Source organism: Pseudomonas sp. PDM01 (genome assembly GCF_014852325.1).
In the GTDB taxonomy this organism is placed as follows: Bacteria; Pseudomonadota; Gammaproteobacteria; order Pseudomonadales; family Pseudomonadaceae; genus Aquipseudomonas; species Aquipseudomonas migulae.
The window spans coordinates 159,055-177,110 of sequence record NZ_JACVBK010000007.1 but is presented as its reverse complement, the minus strand read 5'-3'; the positions used below and the strand labels follow the sequence as shown (position 1 = coordinate 177,110).

The 18,056-nt window shown below is 57.3% G+C and carries 19 protein-coding genes; 8 read left to right on the top strand and 11 right to left on the bottom strand.

Going from position 1 to position 18,056, the window contains the following annotated elements:
* Nucleotides 1–60 precede the first annotated feature (60 nt).
* The 3 genes from IB246_RS18995 (at nucleotide 61) to IB246_RS18985 (ending at nucleotide 2,194) form a co-directional block, all read left to right on the top strand.
* Nucleotides 61–357, top strand: a complete 297-nt coding sequence (locus IB246_RS18995; protein WP_008026968.1) for a DUF1244 domain-containing protein — start codon at nucleotides 61–63, stop codon at nucleotides 355–357.
* Nucleotides 350–688 carry a HopJ type III effector protein gene (locus IB246_RS18990; protein ID WP_008037347.1) on the top strand — a complete coding sequence of 113 codons (339 nt, stop codon included), beginning with the start codon at nucleotides 350–352 and terminating at the stop codon, nucleotides 686–688. Before IB246_RS18995 ends, IB246_RS18990 begins: the two co-directional genes overlap by 8 nt.
* Nucleotides 689–943: 255 nt before the next feature.
* A complete protein-coding gene (locus tag IB246_RS18985; RefSeq protein ID WP_008037348.1) occupies nucleotides 944–2,194 on the top strand; it encodes an aspartate aminotransferase family protein in 1,251 nt (416 codons plus the stop codon).
* 155 nt (nucleotides 2,195–2,349) lie between these two features.
* Here IB246_RS18985 and trxB read toward each other — a convergent pair whose 3' ends face one another.
* Nucleotides 2,350–3,312: a thioredoxin-disulfide reductase gene (gene trxB, locus IB246_RS18980; RefSeq protein ID WP_008026963.1), complete on the bottom strand. Its 963-nt coding sequence runs from the start codon at nucleotides 3,310–3,312 to the stop codon at nucleotides 2,350–2,352.
* 315 nt (nucleotides 3,313–3,627) lie between these two features.
* Between trxB and cysZ the strand changes: the two genes are divergently transcribed.
* Entirely contained in the window at nucleotides 3,628–4,383 is a 756-nt protein-coding gene (gene cysZ, locus IB246_RS18975) for a sulfate transporter CysZ (protein ID WP_192230120.1), read from the top strand.
* 17 nt (nucleotides 4,384–4,400) lie between these two features.
* Here the strand turns inward: cysZ and IB246_RS18970 are convergent, their stop codons facing one another.
* Genes IB246_RS18970 through IB246_RS18945 form a run of 6 tightly spaced genes read right to left on the bottom strand, consistent with a single transcriptional unit; the run spans nucleotide 4,401 to nucleotide 8,594 of the window.
* Nucleotides 4,401–4,775, bottom strand: a complete 375-nt coding sequence (locus IB246_RS18970; RefSeq protein ID WP_008037350.1) for an EamA family transporter — start codon at nucleotides 4,773–4,775, stop codon at nucleotides 4,401–4,403.
* Nucleotides 4,775–5,698, bottom strand: coding sequence for a hypothetical protein (locus tag IB246_RS18965; protein ID WP_008037351.1), 924 nt, complete (start codon nucleotides 5,696–5,698; stop codon nucleotides 4,775–4,777). The genes IB246_RS18970 and IB246_RS18965 overlap by 1 nt, the downstream gene beginning before the upstream one ends.
* The gene (locus IB246_RS18960) at nucleotides 5,695–6,360 is read right to left on the bottom strand and encodes an acetyltransferase (protein WP_008037353.1); all 666 of its coding nucleotides are present in this window, start codon (nucleotides 6,358–6,360) and stop codon (nucleotides 5,695–5,697) included. The genes IB246_RS18965 and IB246_RS18960 overlap by 4 nt, the downstream gene beginning before the upstream one ends.
* The gene (locus IB246_RS18955) at nucleotides 6,360–6,992 is read right to left on the bottom strand and encodes a class I SAM-dependent methyltransferase (protein ID WP_008037355.1); all 633 of its coding nucleotides are present in this window, start codon (nucleotides 6,990–6,992) and stop codon (nucleotides 6,360–6,362) included. The genes IB246_RS18960 and IB246_RS18955 overlap by 1 nt, the downstream gene beginning before the upstream one ends.
* Nucleotides 6,973–7,902: a glycosyltransferase family 2 protein gene (locus IB246_RS18950; protein WP_008037356.1), complete on the bottom strand. Its 930-nt coding sequence runs from the start codon at nucleotides 7,900–7,902 to the stop codon at nucleotides 6,973–6,975. Before IB246_RS18950 ends, IB246_RS18955 begins: the two co-directional genes overlap by 20 nt.
* Nucleotides 7,899–8,594, bottom strand: coding sequence for a WbqC family protein (locus IB246_RS18945; RefSeq protein ID WP_032832353.1), 696 nt, complete (start codon nucleotides 8,592–8,594; stop codon nucleotides 7,899–7,901). Before IB246_RS18945 ends, IB246_RS18950 begins: the two co-directional genes overlap by 4 nt.
* Before the next feature lie 288 nt (nucleotides 8,595–8,882).
* On the opposite strand from IB246_RS18945, the gene IB246_RS18940 reads away from it, so the two are divergent.
* Entirely contained in the window at nucleotides 8,883–10,082 is a 1,200-nt protein-coding gene (locus tag IB246_RS18940) for a glycosyltransferase family 4 protein (protein ID WP_008037358.1), read from the top strand.
* 114 nt (nucleotides 10,083–10,196) lie between these two features.
* On the opposite strand, the gene IB246_RS18935 is transcribed toward IB246_RS18940, so the two are convergent.
* The 3 genes from IB246_RS18935 to IB246_RS18925 form a co-directional block, all read right to left on the bottom strand.
* On the bottom strand, nucleotides 10,197–11,300 hold the full coding sequence (locus tag IB246_RS18935; RefSeq protein WP_008037359.1) for an NADH:flavin oxidoreductase: 1,104 nt from the start codon (nucleotides 11,298–11,300) through the stop codon (nucleotides 10,197–10,199).
* Between the two features lie 220 nt (nucleotides 11,301–11,520).
* Nucleotides 11,521–12,003: a glutathione peroxidase gene (locus IB246_RS18930; protein ID WP_008037360.1), complete on the bottom strand. Its 483-nt coding sequence runs from the start codon at nucleotides 12,001–12,003 to the stop codon at nucleotides 11,521–11,523.
* Nucleotides 12,004–12,125: 122 nt separating this feature from the next.
* A complete protein-coding gene (locus tag IB246_RS18925) occupies nucleotides 12,126–12,611 on the bottom strand; it encodes an FKBP-type peptidyl-prolyl cis-trans isomerase (protein WP_008026954.1) in 486 nt (161 codons plus the stop codon).
* On the opposite strand from IB246_RS18925, the gene IB246_RS18920 reads away from it, so the two are divergent.
* Genes IB246_RS18920 through IB246_RS18910 form a run of 3 tightly spaced genes read left to right on the top strand, consistent with a single transcriptional unit; the run spans nucleotide 12,580 to nucleotide 15,984 of the window.
* Nucleotides 12,580–12,918 carry a DUF3565 domain-containing protein gene (locus IB246_RS18920; RefSeq protein ID WP_081500182.1) on the top strand — a complete coding sequence of 113 codons (339 nt, stop codon included), beginning with the start codon at nucleotides 12,580–12,582 and terminating at the stop codon, nucleotides 12,916–12,918. The two genes, IB246_RS18925 and IB246_RS18920, sit on opposite strands and share 32 nt — an antisense overlap.
* A 60-nt stretch (nucleotides 12,919–12,978) precedes the next feature.
* Entirely contained in the window at nucleotides 12,979–15,078 is a 2,100-nt protein-coding gene (gene pta / locus IB246_RS18915) for a phosphate acetyltransferase (RefSeq protein ID WP_008026952.1), read from the top strand.
* A complete protein-coding gene (locus tag IB246_RS18910; RefSeq protein ID WP_008037361.1) occupies nucleotides 15,079–15,984 on the top strand; it encodes an acyltransferase in 906 nt (301 codons plus the stop codon).
* Nucleotides 15,985–16,152: 168 nt separating this feature from the next.
* Here IB246_RS18910 and cysN read toward each other — a convergent pair whose 3' ends face one another.
* Nucleotides 16,153–18,051 carry a sulfate adenylyltransferase subunit CysN gene (gene cysN / locus IB246_RS18905; RefSeq protein ID WP_008037365.1) on the bottom strand — a complete coding sequence of 633 codons (1,899 nt, stop codon included), beginning with the start codon at nucleotides 18,049–18,051 and terminating at the stop codon, nucleotides 16,153–16,155.
* Nucleotides 18,052–18,056 lie beyond the last annotated feature (5 nt).

Below are 18,056 nucleotides of genomic sequence, written 5' to 3'. Positions count from 1 at the left end.
GGCGCATTGCTCGCCAGACTTTTATTATCTCGCGCACGACTGAGTAACACAGAGCCCATCATGACTGACCAACAACGCCTCGAACTTGAAGCCGCCGCCTTCCGCCGGCTGGTCGCGCACCTGGACAGCCGCAAGGATGTGCAGAACATCGACCTGATGAACCTCTCGGGTTTCTGCCGCAACTGCCTGTCCAAATGGTACAAGGCCGCGGCTGACGAACGTCAGATCGAGGTCAGCCTCGACGACGCCCGTGAAGTCGTCTACGGCATGCCGTACGCCGAGTGGAAAGCCCAATATCAGCAAGAAGCCAGCGCCGAGCAACAAGCAGCGTTCGCCAAAGGAAAACCCAATGAGTGATTTGAACACCCTGCGCGCCAGCCTCAAGAGCGGCGAACACGTTTTTGCCGACACCCTGGCCTTCATCGCCGCCGGTTATGACTACCAGCCACAGGCGTTCAACAACGGTGGCGTGGAAAACGCCGCCGGGCAAAACGAAGGTTCGTGCAAGACCCTGGGTCTGGCGCTGCTGGAAGGGTTGAGCGATGAAGAAGCGCTGTTGGCATTCGGCGAGCATTACCGCTCCGTCGTGGCCACCCCCGAAGGCAGCGATCACGGCAACATCCGCGCGTTGATTGCCCATGGCCTGGCCGGTGTGAAGTTCACCCAGCAACCCCTGACCCGCCGCTGATTTCTGAGCAACACCTCCCACTGTAGGAGCCGGCTTGCCGGCGATGGGCCCCTTGAGGCTTGCATCGCCCTTGAGGACGCCTTCGCTGGCAAGCCATGCTCCTACAGGTTTTGCGTTGTTTTGAATGATTTTGCACAACGCTCAAACCACATCCCGACTTTTAAGATTGACCCGGCAACTTTATTTCGTTTGCCCGGCACCACTGCTCGCGGCTTAGATAAAAGAAGAGCCTCCCTTCTTCAGAGTCGGTCATCCATGAGCAGCGAAACCATCAGCCGGTCGATCAACATCGTGCACCCTGTCACGCTCAGCCACGGCAAAAATGCCGAGGTCTGGGACACCGAGGGCAAACGCTACATCGACTTTGTCGGCGGCATCGGCGTGTTGAACCTCGGCCATTGCCACCCGCGCATCGTCGAGGCCATTCGCGAACAAGCCACCCGGTTGACGCACTACGCGTTCAACGCCGCCCCGCACGTGCCTTACCTCGAACTCATGGAGCGTCTGGCCGCGTTCATCCCGGTGGATTACCCGGTCAGCGGCATGCTCACCAACAGCGGCGCGGAAGCAGCGGAAAACGCCCTGAAGATCGTCCGGGGTGCGACCGGTCGCACGGCCGTCATCGCTTTCGACGGCGCCTTCCACGGGCGCACCCTCGCCACTCTCAACCTCAATGGCAAAGTCGCGCCCTACAAACAGAAGGTCGGCGTGTTGCCTGGTCCGGTGTTCCACTTGCCCTACCCGAGCAAGGACAACGGCGTGACCTGCGCCGAAGCGTTGAAGGCGATGGATCGGCTGTTCAGCGTCGAGATCGAAGTCGACGACGTGGCGTGTTTTATCGTCGAGCCTGTGCAGGGTGAAGCCGGTTTCCTGGCGATGGATGTCGAGTTCGCTCAGGCCTTGCGCAAGTTCTGTGATGAAAAGAACATCCTGCTGATCGCCGATGAAATCCAGTCCGGCTTCGGCCGCACCGGCCAGCGGTTTGCGTTCTCGCGACTGGGCATCGAGCCGGACCTGATCCTGCTGGCCAAAAGCATTGCCGGCGGCGTGCCGCTGGGGGCGGTAGTCGGGCGCAAGTCGCTGCTCGACACCTTGCCCAAGGGCGGACTGGGCGGCACTTATTCGGGCAATCCGATCGCCTGCGCCGCTGCGTTGGCGACGCTGGATGAAATGACCGACGCCAACCTGCACGCCTGGGGTTCGCAGCAGGAAGAAGCAATAGTCAGCCGCTACGAAGCCTGGCGAGCCAACAAGGTTTCCCCTTATCTCGGACGCCTGACCGGTGTCGGTGCCATGCGCGGCATCGAACTGGCCAACGCCGACGGCACACCCGCCCCGGCGCAGCTGACACAACTGTTGGCCCTGGCCCGTGAAGCGGGGTTGCTGCTGATGCCTAGCGGCAAGTCGCGGCACATCATCCGGCTGCTGGCGCCGTTGACCACGGAGGCGGCGGTGCTGGAAAAAGGCCTCGACATCCTGGAAGCGTGCCTGAAAAAGCTGACCTGATCCCTGTAGGAGCCGGCTTGCTGGCGATCCAGTCGACTCGGTATGACAGGAGCACCGCGCCGCCTGCATCGCCAGCAAGCCGGCTCCTACAGGACAAGCAAAATGAGCGGCACAAAAAAACCGGCCGAAGCCGGTTTTTTTTCATTTCAACAGAATCAGAACGAAGCGTTCTGCAGACCGTCGAGGTAACGCTCGGTGTCCAGTGCCGCCATGCAGCCGGCGCCGGCCGAGGTGATCGCTTGACGGTAAACGTGGTCAGCCACGTCACCGGCGGCGAAGATGCCTTCAACGTTGGTCGCGGTCGCATTGCCTTCACGGCCGCCGTGCACCACCAGGTAACCGTCTTTCAATGTCAGCTGGCCTTCGAACAGCGAGGTGTTCGGGGTGTGGCCGATGGCGATGAACACGCCGTCGACTTTCAGCTCGTCGAAGCTGCCGTCGTTGTTCTTCAGGCGAGCACCGGTCACGCCCATGTTGTCGCCCAGGACTTCGTCCAGGTTCGAGTTCAACTTCAGGATGATCTTGCCTTCGGCAACGCGAGCATTGAGCTTGTCGATCAGGATCTTCTCGGCGCGGAAGGTTTCGCGACGGTGGATCAGGGTCACGGTGCTGGCGATGTTGGCCAGGTACAAGGCTTCTTCGACAGCGGTGTTACCGCCACCGACCACGGCCACTGGCTTGTTGCGGTAGAAGAAACCGTCGCACGTCGCGCAGGCCGAAACGCCTTTGCCCATGAACGCTTCTTCCGATGGCAGGCCCAGGTAACGAGCGCTGGCGCCGGTGGCGATGATCAGGGCGTCGCAAGTGTAAGTCGCGCTGTCGCCGGTCAGGGTGTAAGGCTTGGCGGCGAAGTCCACGGCATTGATGTGATCGAAAACGATCTCGGTTTCAAAGCGCTCGGCGTGCTCACGCATCCGCTCCATCAACGCCGGGCCGGTCAGACCGTGGACATCGCCCGGCCAGTTGTCGACTTCGGTGGTGGTGGTCAGTTGACCGCCGGCTTGCATGCCGGTGATCAGCAGTGGCTTGAGGTTGGCACGGGCGGCATAGACCGCGGCGCTGTAACCGGCAGGGCCGGAACCGAGAATAATCACTCGCGAATGACGGACTTCAGACATGACCTGCTCCTGTTGACCGGCCCGGAATACCTGGCGCGGAACGCCGGGTTGCCGGCGGGAATAAAAAAGGACCGTTGAAAGCACTTGGGGAAGGCTTGAACTCGACAGTCCTGTAAAAAGATTGGGTGCAGCGTATCGAGGGGGCGAAGATTAAGGAAATACGGTTTAACAATCCAGCTCATAGGCGGTCTCTATCCCGTCACGGCCAATATATAGACGCCTTTGTTACTGTTGATGTCGATGCTGCGACCGCGCTTTCGCCCGTAAGGCAAAGCCGGTAAGGTCGGCGCGTTTCCCTTCTGCTCGGAGCTCGATATGCCCGCCCCTGTTCTGTCCGGCCCGCAATACCTGCGCGAAGGCCTCAAGCTGGTCCTCAGCCCCAGCCTGCGTTTATTCGTGTTGCTGCCGCTGGCAATCAATCTGGTGCTGTTCGTCGGATTGATCTATCTGGCCGGCCATCAATTCAGTCTGTGGGTCGATACGCTGATGCCGTCTCTGCCCGACTGGCTGAGTTTTCTCAGCTACATCCTCTGGCCGATTTTCGTGGTGCTGGTGGTGTTGATGGTGTTCTTCACCTTCACCATGCTCGCCAACGTCATCGCTGCGCCGTTCAACGGTTTTCTCGCGGAGAAAGTCGAAGTGGTGGTGCGCGGCACCGACGACTTCCCGGCTTTCAGCTGGGGTGAACTGATCGCCATGATCCCGCGCACCCTCGCCCGGGAAATGCGCAAACTCGGCTACTTCCTGCCGCGGGCGATCGGGCTGTTCATCCTCTCGTTCATCCCGGTGGTGAACATCATCGCCGCACCGCTGTGGCTACTGTTCGGCGTATGGATGATGGCGATCCAGTACATCGACTACCCGGCGGACAACCACAAGCTGGGCTGGAACGAGATGCTCGCCTGGCTGCGTGAGAAGCGCTGGCAGAGCATGAGCTTCGGCGGGAGTGTTTACCTGGTGCTGCTGATTCCGGTGGTCAATATCCTGATGATGCCGGCGGCAGTGGCCGGCGCGACATTATTCTGGGTGCGAGAGCGTGGAGTAGAAAACCTCACCGCCAAACTTCGTTAGGTACTTGCTTTTCGTTGTTATCCACGCGCGGCAATAACTGTGCCCAGAATAATCAGGCCAACGCCCATTGATTTCTGGAGTGTCATTGGCTCACTTAGAATCCAACCACTTAAAAGCAAAACGACAACGAAGTTCAAGCTCATAAATGGATAGGCGTGACTAAGATCAAACTTGGTCATCGCCGCCATCCAGGCTAACGATGCTAAAAATCCCGCGGCGAACCCTGAAACAATCGCCGGATCCAAAAACAGCAAAAAAAGAAATTTAATTTTTTGAGTTGTGTCAGCGGGGAATGCACCGTAGTGAGAGATTCGCCATTTAAGAATAAGTTGCCCATAGACGGTCAGCAGGATGGTTGCAAATATATACACATAATCGAATATACGAGCCATCAGCCTCTCTCCAGCACAGCCAGGCCGAAGCCGGTTTTACCATAGCCATTACCGTTATAAAGCATGTACCGACTTCCCTTATGATCAAACACAAACGGGTATTCGATCATCTCGCTATCCCAGCCTTCCGATGAAACATCGATAGCGGCTTCCTCCAGCGCCAATCGCCATTGCTTGCCTTCGTCAGTGGTTGCGTAGCCGATACGATAGGTTTCCCCGGCTCCGCTGCGATAGGAGAACCACATCTCCAATCCACCCAGATGGTTTTTTGCGACGGTTGGGCGCGAAAACGCTTGAGCGACTCCAAGTTCGAAGGGGATTGCCAAGCCGTTACGCTTCCAGTTTTCGCCATCAAGGGAATGCGCCGAGTTGATCACATGAATCATTTCTCCGTTACCCGAATCCCAAGTACGGGTCGATCCATACCACATGTCATACCCGCCGTTTCCGTCTTCACGCACCCACGGGTAAGAAAGGCTTATAGGATCGTCTTTATCAGCGCTCATGAACGGATTTTTGCTATCAAGCGTCAGCGTAGTATCCGCATTGACAACTAACCTGCCGACATCCCCCCTCCAATGCTGATCAATTGGCGCCTGCCAACCCATGAAAAGCATGTATTGCACGCCATCCACCGTGTAGCAGTTACCAATGCTTATACCATCAGCGTAAAAACTCCCTTTCGGTCCGTGTTCCATGAAAGGTGAAGGGTGTTCTTTGATGACTTTTCGTTTTTCAATATCGATATCCACAGCCCCAACGGAGGAGCGGTTATCAGAATCCCGACCACTGAAAAATACCCGAAAGACATCATCGTGCAGATGTACCGGTAACGGGTTGGCGGCATGAGATAATAACTTGGGATGACGCGCATCACCCTCGACAAAAAATAATTGCCCGAGCTTTTTCCATGTCGACTTCATAGTTTTCTCAGCTTGCTGCTGGGAACTTTAGAGCGCTCAGTCGCCGTGCCGATAAAGACACCCTCCTGTTCAGCGTTTGCTAACAGCAGTGCACCTGCACCAACGACGCACTTGTCCTCGACCGTTATATGATCACGAAGAGTCGCATTGACCCCGATAAAACACTGCTCGCCGATATGCACACCACCAGAAATAACTACATGGGATGCGATAAACGTATGATCCTGAATCGTAGAGTGGTGACCAATATGGTTACCGCTCCACAACGTAATATTATTGCCAATATTAACGAATGGCTGAATGGTATTGTCTTCAAGAATAAAACAATTGTCGCCAATCCGGCCTTCATTGAGCACCGTGGCATGACTGCTTATGTAACTGGCAAGCGTGTAGCCGAGCGCCTTGGCTGCAAGATATTTTTCTTTGCGCACTGCATTGAGCTTCGAGTAGCTCAGGGCAATAAACAGCTCGTGACTGTGCGTTGGATAGTGCTCGGCTACGTCTTCGAATGCAACGACTGGTAGACCACAGAAAGTAGGCGCCTCGATATAACTACCGTCCACAGTGAAAGCAACAATCTCATAAGCGGAGTCTGTACTAAAATAAAAGTGGGCCAGCTGCGCAATATCGCCAGAGCCGAAAATCACTAATTTTTTTTTCATCACATTTTCCTTACAAGAATAGTGAATTCGTACAACCCATAATCGTGCAGAAGGGCTACATGACGAGAGTAACGCCGCTTGCATATATCAAATAACAGGCAAGGATCGGCGTAGTACAGATCATCTCGCTTCTTATCTTCGTCAGAGTAGGAGGTGAGGCAATTAAAAGAGAACCCCAGACGACTTGTTCGATCCAGAACATCCAGTGTTTTTTCAAGATAGCTCAGCCACTCGTCGTCTGAACGACCCAGGCGAACATTAAAAATACCACTGGCAACGCCATAGTCAGCGACAGAGTCGGGCTCGGACCCGGCAATGAATCGAACACCGGACAGTTTTGCGTAACGCTGTTCGGCGGCCTGAATCATCTCTTTTGAAACATCTATACCAAGATATGAAAATTTCTGAGGCTTGTTATTTAAGTAGTCAACCAGCGCACCGTAGCCACATCCCAGATCATTGACAGTACAGTCCTGCGGGCCATCGATTACTTTGCAGAGTTGCTCGAAACGCAGCGCCTGGCCCTGTTCACCATTCCAGTCCACCCCATTCGGTGTCTCGCCATGCAGCGCAAGCTTGCTCGAGTAATAGCTCGCTACTTCATCAAGGAGCTCAGTTTTGTCGCTGTGCATAAATCTGCCTCACGATAGTGTAGGGGCGCTGTTTTGACTCGGAAAATATCTTGGAAAGATAGATCCCCACGACACCGATAAACGAAATTATCATGCCGCCAAGTAGCCAGATAGAGGCCATGACCGACGTCCAGCCGCTCATTGGCTTTGCGAGAAACATCCAGTGCGCTGTCAAATATAGAATATAAAGTAGTGCGAAAAACGAAATAGACACACCTATATAAAAAATACCAATCAATGGCGCATTGCTGAACGATGTTACCGAATTCACCAATATAGACATTTTTCTTCTGAGTGTATAAGTCGTCTGACTGGTATTGCTCTTTTTGACCGTCTGCGGCTGCTGTTCAAACCCGGTAATATGCCAAAGACCGGCAATAAATACCTCTCGTTCCTTATGGCGCAGTAAAGCGTCCACGTAGCGACGAGTCATTAATCTTGCAGTGACAATATTCTCTGGCAGGGCGAGTCCAGTCAGGGCTTGAAAGAAACGATAGAACCACCGGCCGCTCCATCGCTCAAACCAGCCGCCTTTGCGCTGCTCCTGCACTCCGTAAACAACATCACAGGCGGTCTGATTGATTTGCTGGTCAAAGCTGAGCAAGCACTCCGGCTCTTCTTCCAGATCGCTGTCAATCAGGAATATTTTTTCGCCTTTTGCGTGGGAGAGCCCCGTCATCATGGCCTTATGATGGCCGAAATTACGGGAGAGATCGATAAGTACGACATGATGGTCTCGTTCAGTGAGCGAGATGGCGATATCAAGACTGTTATCGGGAGATCCATCATTCACCAGCAGGATCTCATAATCATCCCCTGCAAGCGTCATCGCGACAGCACTCACGCGCGAATGAAACTCCTCTATGTAAGAGGCTGACTGATAAAGAGTGGCTACGATTGAGAGCTTCATGGAGCAACATGCCTCATTTGGCGATGAGCGTCTTTTCCACAATTAAAAAGCAGGTCAAGGACCGTGACGCCATGGGTAAACTCGCCCCATAACTGCGAATACTCCGGATAACCTGAGTAATCGAACCAGGTTAACTTTATATTCATCGCTTCAAATACAGCTTCATCAACGTAGTCCTTGGCAGATGGCCCGGAGACGTACTCGCTCCCCCCAGCCTGTGCACAAAGATTGGCAAGGCGTTCCGTCTTACCGTCGACCAACTCATAATCCGATGAACGACTAATAACTGTCTTGATTTCCAGGTAATCGCAAATAGCCTGAATAAATCGCTGATTAAGCTCTGAAATATGAGTATAACTTTCATTCAGATAAAGCGGCTCAAGCCATTTTGCAATTTCATTGAAGTGCGGAGCGCGACTGTAATTTTGAACCAGAGACTTCCAATGTGAAGCGGCCCAGTCAACACCATCTATCTCAGTTTCCCTGATCTTCTGATGATATTTTCCTTTCACTAAAACTGGCACGGTCAACCATTGCACACCTTGCGGGGTTTTAATCTGATTACGATTTCGCCAATCACGCCGAGTATATTGCATGTCATCATAGAGAATGAACTCATCCACTGATGCGATCATGTCAAAATACCCTTTCCAAGGGATGTAGTTGGATTGAAGTATCGCGACTTTTTTCAACGCACTGTTCCCTGGCGACGGTGAATCTTCATTGAGAAATGTAATTGTGAAGTAGAACGAGCACTTAGACGCACAGCAATATCACTACACAATTTTTAAGGCTGTCATATTAATCTGCAATGGGGGGAAGCGTCACCCTTTTCATGGTTTTTTGCCTCAGCAAACGCTCGAACGAGTTAACGTTTTGTGGACGCGACGCTAGCCCACGCCCATCCTCAGTCGCCCGGCCAAATGACATTCAATGCTCGCGCGGTCACAAATCCATCATCAAAACGCCACAACGACGACATGGCCTCAGCCGACACTGAGGTCATGACGACAGCTCTGCATATCACCCTGATCACCGAAACCTTCCCTCCCGAAATCAACGGCGTGGCCAATACCCTTGGCCGCTTGTGCGACGGTTTGCGCGCGCGCGGGCATCAGGTTGAACTGGTGCGGCCACGCCAGGGTTGCGATCAGCAGCTGGGCAGCGACGATGAATTGCTGCTGTGCCGGGGCTGGCCGCTGCCGGGGTATCCGGGTTTGCAATGGGGCCAGTCGTCGATGCACAAGCTGCTGCGACGCTGGAAGCGCCAGCGCCCGGACGTGCTGTACATCGCCACGGAAGGACCGCTGGGCTTGTCCGCGTTGCGCGCGGCACGGCGCCTGGGGATTTCGGTGGTCAGCGGTTTTCACACCAACTTCCAGCAGTACTCCAATCAGTACGGGCTCGGATTGCTCACGCGCCTGCTGACCCACTACCTGCGCTGGTTTCACAATCGCTCGACCCTGACGCTGGTGCCGAGTGTCAGCCAGCGAATGGAGCTGGAGCGCCGGCATTTCGAGCGGCTGGCATTGCTGTCCCGCGGGGTCGACAGTCAGTTGTTCCACCCGACCAAACGGCTGCAATCGTTGCGTGAGCAATGGGGCCTGAGCGAGAAGGACATCGCAGTCATCCACGTAGGACGCCTGGCACCGGAGAAGAACCTTGGTTTGCTCAAGCGCTGTTTCGACACGTTGAAAGCGACTTATCCACAGCGAATCCTAAAGCTGATCATCGTCGGTGACGGTCCGCAACGAGTGGCTCTGGAACAGGAACTGCCCGAAGCGATTTTCTGTGGCACTCAGCGCGGCGAGGCCCTGGCCAGCCACTATGCGTCAGGGGATGTGTTTTTGTTTCCGAGCATGACCGAAACCTTCGGCAATGTGGTGCTTGAGGCACTCGCGTCAGGGTTGGGCGTGGTGGCCTACGATCAGGCTGCGGCGGCGCAGCATATTCGCCATGGCTACAACGGCGTGCTGGCGATGCCGGGGGATGAGGAAGCGTTCAGCGATGCCGCGGTGTGGCTGTTGGAGAAGCGCGAAACCTTGCGATGCGTAAGGCTCAATGCGCGCCAGCATGCGAGTCGGCAGGGTTGGGCAGCGATTATCGAGCAATTCGAGGGGCAGTTGCGGGGGGCTTGTTCGCAGGAACAGGTTTTGCCTGATGTGGCTTTGTTGCCTTAAAAGCTTCGCGGGCAAGCCTCGCTCCTACAGGGACTTGCGTTCCGGCACATACCCTGTAGGAGCGAGCGGTGCGGCGACCCGACTTGCCCGCGAAGAGGCCTTTCCAGTCGCCGCTTAAACCAGCGTCATCAACGCCTCACGGCTGAACGGCAGGATATCTCCCTCTCGACCGTCACGCACTTTCTGCGCCCAGTCCGGGTCCACCAGCAGCGCACGCCCCACCGCCACCAGATCGAACTCGTCGTTGTTCAAACGCTCCAGCAGTTTTTCCAGACTGGCCGGCTGCGCGATCTTGTCGGTGTTGACCATGAATTGCAGGAACTCGCCATCCAGACCGACGCTGCCCACGGTGATGGTCGGCTTGCCGGTCAGTTTGCGCGTCCAGCCTGCCAGGTTCAGCTCGGAACCGTCGAACTCCGGCTCCCAGAAACGGCGCGTCGAGCAGTGGAAAATGTCCACGCCGGCGTCAGACAACGGCTTGAGGAACTCGCCCAGCGCTTCCGGAGTTTGCACCAGACGCGCGGTGTAATCCTGCTGCTTCCACTGAGAAAAACGGAAGATGATCGGGAAGCCTTCACCGACTGCCGCACGCACCGCCTGAATCAGTTCGATGGCAAAACGCGAACGGTTCGCCAGGTTGCCACCGTATTCATCGGTGCGCTGATTGGTTCCTTCCCAGAAGAACTGGTCCACCAGGTAGCCATGGGCGCCGTGGATTTCCACGCCGTCCATGCCGATGCTTTGCGCGTCTTTGGCAGCTTGAGCGAACGAGGCGATTACGTCCTGGATATCCTGTTTAGTCATGCCGTGAACCACGACCTGACCATCCTTCAGTTTTTCCGACGGACCGTAACCCGGCACGCTGGCGTCAGGCTCGGTGCCGATGCGACGCACGCTGCCGACATGCCAAAGCTGCGGAACGATCTTGCCGCCTTCGGCATGCACCGCGTCGACGACTTTCTTCCAGCCGGCCAGCGCGGCTTCACCGTAGAAATGCGGCACGTTCGGGTAGCCGTTGGAGGCCTTGTGGCCGACGGTGGTGCCTTCAGTGATGATCAAACCCACGCCGGCGGCGGCGCGACGACGGTAGTACTCGACCACTTTGGAGTTGGGTACGCCACCCGGCGAAAACGAGCGGGTCATCGGCGCCATGACGACACGGGTCGGCAGTTCGAGGGTGCCGAGGTGGAACGGTTTGAACAGGGCTTTGACAGGCATGGGACGCTCCACGGGAATAGACTTTATGACGGCGATAATATGGAGTTGGGAACGCCTTGAATAGCACTATTGATTTTGGTGATTAAGGAATAAAAGGTGGAAAGCATCGTAGGAGCGAGCGGGCGGCGCTCCGACTTGCCCGCGAAGGCGGTCGGTCAGTCGACATCATTACTGACTGACCTGACGCCTTCGCGGGCAAGCCTCGCTCCTACAGGGGGAATCAGCTCAGGGCTTTTTCGATTGCCTGAATGACAGTGGGATCATCCGGCGCCGTACGCGGTGAGAACCGTGCCAGTACACGACCGTCCTTGCCGAGCAGGAATTTTTCGAAATTCCAGGTGATATCACCCGGGAATTCAGCACCCTCGCCCGCCAGCAGGCGGTACAACTGATGACGCTCATGTCCGTTGACTTCCAGCTTGCTGGACAACGGAAAGGTCACGCCATAGTTGAGGCTGCAGAACTCCTGGATCTCTTTCTCGGTACCCGGTTCCTGTCCGGCAAACTGGTTGCACGGCAAGCCCAGCACGCTGAAGCCTTTACCTTTGTATTGCTGGTAAAGGTTTTCCAGCGCCGCGTATTGTGGGGTCAAGCCACATTTGGAGGCGACGTTGACCACCAGCACGACATGCCCCTTGAAGGGCGCCAGAGGTAGCTCCTGACCATCCAGGCCTGTCAAATTAAGGTCGTGAAAAGCACTCATGACGTACTCCAGATTCCCGTGTTCTTCTCGAAACAGCCTCTTGGTGAGGCCACCAAGGACAGCCGCGGACTAAAAAGGCGCCCTCGGGCGCCTCTCCAGTTCTCTGAGCTTAGCGCAGAAAATCAGTGGTGATGGCCACCTTCGCCATGGACGTGACCATGAGCGATTTCTTCCTGGCTGGCGTCACGGATGGCGATGATCTTGACCTGGAAGTTCAGGCGCTGACCGGCCAACGGGTGGTTGCCGTCGACAGTGACATCGTCGCCGTCCAGATCGCGAATGGTCACGATCTGCATTTGGCCGTCCGGTGCGGAAGCGTGGAACTGCATGCCCACTTCCAGCTCGTCGACGCCTTCGAACATGCTGCGGCTCAAGGTGCTGACCAGTTCGGCAGCGTATTCGCCGTAAGCGTCTTCAGGTTCAACGGCCACGGTCAGCTCGTCGCCGACTGCTTTGCCTTCCAGAGCCTTTTCCAGGCCCGGAATGATGTTACCTGCGCCTTGCAGGTAGACCAGCGGCGCGCCGCCGGCGGAGCTGTCGATGACCTCACCAGCGTCGTTGGTCAGGGTATAGTCGATGGAGACAGCCTTATTGGCGGCGATCAGCATGGGGCGAGACCTTTTGCATAAGAATTTAGAAAGGCCAAGTTTAGCGAAGCAATCGTCCGAAAGCGAACACAACCCGGACAGACGGAATGCGGCGCCAGGCTCGACGGTCACAGGTTTTCATCAGGACGAGGACGGGCATTGGGTGGCCGAGCTGTCCTGTGGCCACACGCAGCACCTGCGCCACCAGCCGCCGTGGCAATCGCGCGCCTGGGTCATGGACCCGGCGCAACGTATTGAAAAAATAGGCCAGCCCTTTGAATGCGGTTGGTGCGCACAAGGCTCGGTTAGCGATAACCTTGGCGACTGAATTTCGGTAGATCGTCAGCTATAGATGATCACCTTTGTCATGCTCCCTTAGAGAATCCGCATGCAAACTTTTTTTATCGCGCCCACCGATTTTGGTGTGGGTCTGACCTCCATCAGCCTCGGGCTGGTGCGCACCCTCGAGCGGGCCGGCCTCAAGGTCGGCTTTTTCAAACCGATTGCCCAGCCGCATCCGGGTGATACCGGGCCGGAGCGCTCCACCGAACTGGTGGCGCGAACCCACGGTTTGAAGCCGCCGCAACCGCTGGGCCTGGCGCACGTCGAGCGCATGCTCGGCGACGGCCAGCTCGATGAGCTGCTCGAAGAAATCATCACGCTCTATCAGCAAGCGGCCATCGGCAAGGACGTGCTGATCGTCGAAGGCATGGTCCCGACCCGCAGCGCCAGTTACGCCGCGCGGGTCAATCTGCATTTGGCCAAGAGTCTGGATGCCGACGTGATTCTGGTTTCGGCACCGGAAAACGAAGTGCTGACCGAACTCTCCGGTCGCGTGGAGCTGCAGGCGCAATTGTTCGGCGGGCCGAAAGACCCGAAAGTCCTCGGCGTGATCCTCAACAAGGTCAAGACCGACGAGAGCATGGAGGCCTTCGCCTCGCGCCTCAAGGAGCATTCGCCGTTGCTGCGCAGCGGTGATTTCCGCTTGCTCGGTTGCATCCCGTACCAGCCGGAACTGAACGCGCCGCGCACCCGCGACGTGGCCGATCTGATGGGCGCGCAAATCCTCAATGCCGGCGACTACGAAACCCGGCGCATGACCAAAATCATCATTTGTGCGCGCACCATGCGCAACACCGTGGAGCTGCTCAAGCCCGGCGTGCTGGTGGTGACGCCCGGCGATCGCGACGACATCATCCTCGCCGTCAGCCTCGCCGCCATGAACGGCGTGCCGCTGGCCGGCCTGCTGCTGACCAGCGACACCCTGCCCGACCCGCGCATCATGGACCTGTGCCGTGGCGCCTTGCAGGCCGGTTTGCCGGTGTTGTCGGTGAGCACCGGCTCCTACGACACCGCGAACCAGCTGAACGGTTTGAACAAGGAAATCCCGATCGACGACCGCGAGCGAGCGGAGATCATCACCGACTTCGTCGCCAGCCACCTCGACGCCAACTGGCTGCACCAGCGTTGCGGCACGCCACGGGAGATGCGCCTGTCGCCTGCGGTGTTCCGTTATCAATTGATCCAGCGCGCCCAGGCCGCCAACAAGCGCATCGTGCTGCCCGAGGGTAGTGAGCCACTGACCGTGCAAGCCGCCGCAATCTGCCAAGCGCGCGGCATTGCCCGCTGTGTGTTGCTGGCGAAACCGGCGGATGTCGAAGCCGTGGCGCGTGCCCACGATATCGAACTGCCGCCAGGCCTGGAGATTCTCGACCCGGACCTGATTCGCGAACGTTACGTCGAGCCGATGGTTGCGTTGCGCAAGACCAAAAGCCTCAACGCGCCGATGGCCGAGCAGCAACTGGAAGACACCGTGGTGATCGGCACCATGATGCTGGCGCTGGATGAAGTCGACGGCCTGGTGTCCGGTGTCATTCACTCCACCGCCAACACCATCCGCCCGGCCTTGCAGTTGATCAAGACCGCGCCGGGCTGCACGCTGGTGTCGTCGGTGTTCTTCATGCTGTTTCCCGAAGAGGTGCTGGTCTACGGCGACTGCGTGATGAACCCGCACCCGAGCGCCACGGAACTGGCCGAGATCGCCCTGCAAAGTGCGGACTCGGCAGCAGCGTTCGGCATTACGCCGCGCGTGGCGATGATCAGCTACTCCAGCGGTGAATCGGCCAGCGGCGAAGAGGTCGAGAAGGTCCGCGAGGCGACGCTGCTCGCCCACGAGCAACAACATTCACTGCTGATCGACGGTCCGTTGCAGTACGACGCCGCCGCCAACGAAACCGTTGCCCGGCAACTGGCGCCGAACAGTCAGGTCGCCGGTCGCGCCACGGTGTTCGTGTTCCCCGACCTGAATACCGGCAACACCACGCACAAAGCCGTGCAGCGCAGCGCCGACTGCGTCAGCCTCGGCCCGATGCTGCAAGGCCTGCGCAAACCGGTGAACGACCTGCCGCGTGGCGCGCAAGTCGACGACATCGTGTACACCATCGCGTTGACCGCGATTCAAGCTGCCAACCGACCTCTGGATGTTTAAATGCTGGATTTCCTGCCTGCCGCCGCACGCGGCGTGATTGCATCGTTGTTGCTGGCACTGAATACGATTCTGCTCTGCTCGTTTCTGTTCTGCGTGGCGATTTTCAAGGTGTTGCCGTTCGCCCTCACCCAGCGTTTCACGCGCTGGCTGATGAACCATACCCATGAAGCCTGGATCAGCAACAACAAGGCCTGGATGAACCTGGTCCGCCGCACCCGCTGGCACCTCAGCGGCCTTGAAGGGCTGGACTATCAGCACTCGTACCTGATCACCAGCAACCACCAGAGCTGGGTCGACATCATGGTGTTGCAGTACGTGCTCAACCGTCGTATCCAGCCGCTGAAGTTCTTTCTCAAGCAAGAGCTGATCTGGGTGCCGGTGATTGGCCTGGCCTGGTGGACGCTGGGCTTTCCGTTCATGAAGCGCTATTCCAAGGCTTACCTGGAAAAGCACCCGGAGAAGAAAGGCAAAGACCTGGAAACCACGCGCAAGACCTGTGCGAAGTTTCGTGATAACCCGGTGGGGATTTTCAATTTCGTCGAAGGCACGCGCTTCACCGAAGGCAAGCATGCGCAGCAGAAATCACCGTTCAAGTATTTGCTCAAACCCAAGGCCGGTGGCATTGCGTTTGTGCTGGACGCCATGGGTGAGCAGCTGGAGTCGATCGTCAACGTGACGATTCACTATCCGGGCGGGCGTCCGGGGTATTGGGATTTGCTCTGCGGGAACGTTGAAGATGTTGTGGTGCACTTTCAGGAGTTGAAGATTCCGCCGCAGTTTATTGGCAAGAACTACGACCAGGATGGGGAGTATCGGTTGCAGTTTCAGGGGTGGATCAATCAGCTTTGGCTAGACAAGGATGCGTTGTTGACGCAGATGCATCGCGAGTATCCCGCCAAACACTGACCTACTGTGGGAGCCAGCCTGCTGGCGATAGCGGGTTCACATTCAGCAGATTTATTGCCTGAATCACCGCAATCGCTAGCAGGCTAGCTCCCACAGTTGACCGAGTTGACCCACAAAAAAACCCGCCGATGATCACTCATCGGCGGGTTTTTCATTAGCAGCTAACGCTTAGATCGCGCCATGCTTGCGCAGCAGATCCAGCACTTGCTTGACGCTTTCTTCCAGCGACAGCGACTGGGTGTCGACCACGAGTTCGGCGTCCAGCGGCACGTCGTACGGGAAGGAATCACCCGGAATGTTATCCCCGGCCGCCGCGTACAAGCCTTGCGGATCACGCTCGGCACAAACCGTCGGCGAGGCCTGGACGTAGACCGTCAGCAGACGCTCCTTGCCGATCAGGTCCTTGGCCTGCTCACGCCCTTCTGCACTCGGCGCAACAAACGCAGCGAGGGTCAGCAGACCGGCTTCGTTGAACTGACGCGCAACGTGCGCGGCACGACGCCAGTTCTCGGTACGCCCGGCGCGATCCTGTGGCAGACCTTTGTTCAGGTCGTGACGCAGGTTCTGGCCATCAAGCACAAACACCGCACGGCCCAGGTCGAACAACTTGCGTTCAACGGCGTAAGCCAGGGTGCTTTTGCCCGCGCCCGACAAACCGCTGAACAACACGGTAGCCGGCTGTTGGCCGAAACGCTGAGCGCGCTCCTCGGTGGCAACGTGCGCCAGTTTGCCGTGGTGCGTGCTGCTGCCATGCGCCAACGGCTGAGCGATGATCATGCCGGCGGCAACGGTGCCGTTGGTCAAACGGTCGATGACGATGAACGAACCGGTGGTGCGGTTGCTCGCGTAACCGTCCAGCGCGATGGCGGCGTCGAGGCTGATCTTGACGCGACCGATCTCGTTCAACTGCAACGCGCTGGCAGGACCTTCTTCCAGGGTGTTCACGTCAACGCGGTTGACGATGCTGGTGATCGAACCCGGCACGTACGTCGTAGCGCGCTTGATGTCGTATTTCTTGCCCGGCAGCATCGGTTCTTCGGCCATCCACACCAGCATGGCGTCGAAGGCGTCAGTCACTTGCGGCAGGTTGTCGGCGTGCACCAGCAAGTCGCCGCGAGAGATATCGATCTCGTCTTCCATGGTCAGCGTCACCGCTTGACCCGGACCGGCATGCTCCAGCTCACCTTCGAAGGTGACGATGGATTTCACGCGGCTGCTCTTGCCCGACGGCAGCACAACGACTTCATCGCCCTTGTGCACGATGCCGCTGGCCAGGGTGCCGGCGAAACCACGGAAGTTCAGGTTCGGACGGTTGACGTACTGCACCGGGAAACGCAGGTCGGTGTAGTTGCGGTCGCTGGCAATTTCGACGGTTTCGAGAATTTCCATCAGCGACTGGCCGGTGTACCACGGCGAGCGCTCGGACTTGTTCACCACGTTGTCGCCCTTCAGCGCCGACATCGGCACGAAGGCCATGGTGGTCGGCTTGAACGCGATGCCTTCGGCGAACTTCAGGTAATCGGCCTTGATCGACTCGAACACGCTTTCGTCGAAGCCATTGAGGTCCATCTTGTTGATGGCGACCACGATGTGCTTGATGCCCAGCAACGAGGCGATGAAGCTGTGGCGACGGGTCTGGGTCTGCACGCCGTAGCGGGCGTCGACCAGGATGATCGCCAGGTCACAGGTGGATGCACCGGTGGCCATGTTGCGGGTGTACTGCTCATGGCCAGGGGTGTCGGCAATGATGAATTTGCGCTTGGCGGTGGAGAAGTAGCGGTAAGCGACATCGATGGTGATGCCCTGCTCACGCTCGGCCTGCAGGCCGTCGACCAGCAATGCCAGGTCGATGTCTTCGCCAGTGGTGCCGACTTTTTTCGAGTCGCGGGTAATGGCTTCCAGGTGATCTTCGTAGATCATCTTGGAGTCGTGCAGCAGGCGCCCGATCAGGGTGCTCTTGCCGTCGTCGACGTTGCCACAGGTCAGAAAGCGCAGCATTTCCTTGCGTTCGTGCTGGCCCAGGTAGGCGAGGATGTCCTCGCTGATCAAATCAGATGCGTGCGACATGACAA

Bases quoted from the DNA above. Each gene is read 5' to 3' on its own strand.
- IB246_RS18965 (WP_008037351.1), bottom strand. From the start codon at position 5,698: ATGAAGTCGACATGGAAAAAGCTCGGGCAATTATTTTTTGTCGAGGGT.
- cysZ (WP_192230120.1), top strand. From the start codon at position 3,628: ATGCCCGCCCCTGTTCTGTCCGGCCCGCAATACCTGCGCGAAGGCCTC.
- cysN (WP_008037365.1), bottom strand. From the start codon at position 18,051: ATGTCGCACGCATCTGATTTGATCAGCGAGGACATCCTCGCCTACCTG.
- IB246_RS18910 (WP_008037361.1), top strand. From the start codon at position 15,079: ATGCTGGATTTCCTGCCTGCCGCCGCACGCGGCGTGATTGCATCGTTG.
- IB246_RS18935 (WP_008037359.1), bottom strand. From the start codon at position 11,300: ATGCCTGTCAAAGCCCTGTTCAAACCGTTCCACCTCGGCACCCTCGAA.
- IB246_RS18920 (WP_081500182.1), top strand. From the start codon at position 12,580: ATGGAGACAGCCTTATTGGCGGCGATCAGCATGGGGCGAGACCTTTTG.
- IB246_RS18970 (WP_008037350.1), bottom strand. From the start codon at position 4,775: ATGGCTCGTATATTCGATTATGTGTATATATTTGCAACCATCCTGCTG.
- IB246_RS18990 (WP_008037347.1), top strand. From the start codon at position 350: ATGAGTGATTTGAACACCCTGCGCGCCAGCCTCAAGAGCGGCGAACAC.
- IB246_RS18995 (WP_008026968.1), top strand. From the start codon at position 61: ATGACTGACCAACAACGCCTCGAACTTGAAGCCGCCGCCTTCCGCCGG.
- IB246_RS18955 (WP_008037355.1), bottom strand. From the start codon at position 6,992: ATGCACAGCGACAAAACTGAGCTCCTTGATGAAGTAGCGAGCTATTAC.
- IB246_RS18960 (WP_008037353.1), bottom strand. From the start codon at position 6,360: ATGAAAAAAAAATTAGTGATTTTCGGCTCTGGCGATATTGCGCAGCTG.
- IB246_RS18950 (WP_008037356.1), bottom strand. From the start codon at position 7,902: ATGAAGCTCTCAATCGTAGCCACTCTTTATCAGTCAGCCTCTTACATA.
- IB246_RS18930 (WP_008037360.1), bottom strand. From the start codon at position 12,003: ATGAGTGCTTTTCACGACCTTAATTTGACAGGCCTGGATGGTCAGGAG.
- IB246_RS18925 (WP_008026954.1), bottom strand. From the start codon at position 12,611: ATGCTGATCGCCGCCAATAAGGCTGTCTCCATCGACTATACCCTGACC.
- trxB (WP_008026963.1), bottom strand. From the start codon at position 3,312: ATGTCTGAAGTCCGTCATTCGCGAGTGATTATTCTCGGTTCCGGCCCT.
- IB246_RS18985 (WP_008037348.1), top strand. From the start codon at position 944: ATGAGCAGCGAAACCATCAGCCGGTCGATCAACATCGTGCACCCTGTC.
- pta (WP_008026952.1), top strand. From the start codon at position 12,979: ATGCAAACTTTTTTTATCGCGCCCACCGATTTTGGTGTGGGTCTGACC.
- IB246_RS18940 (WP_008037358.1), top strand. From the start codon at position 8,883: ATGGCCTCAGCCGACACTGAGGTCATGACGACAGCTCTGCATATCACC.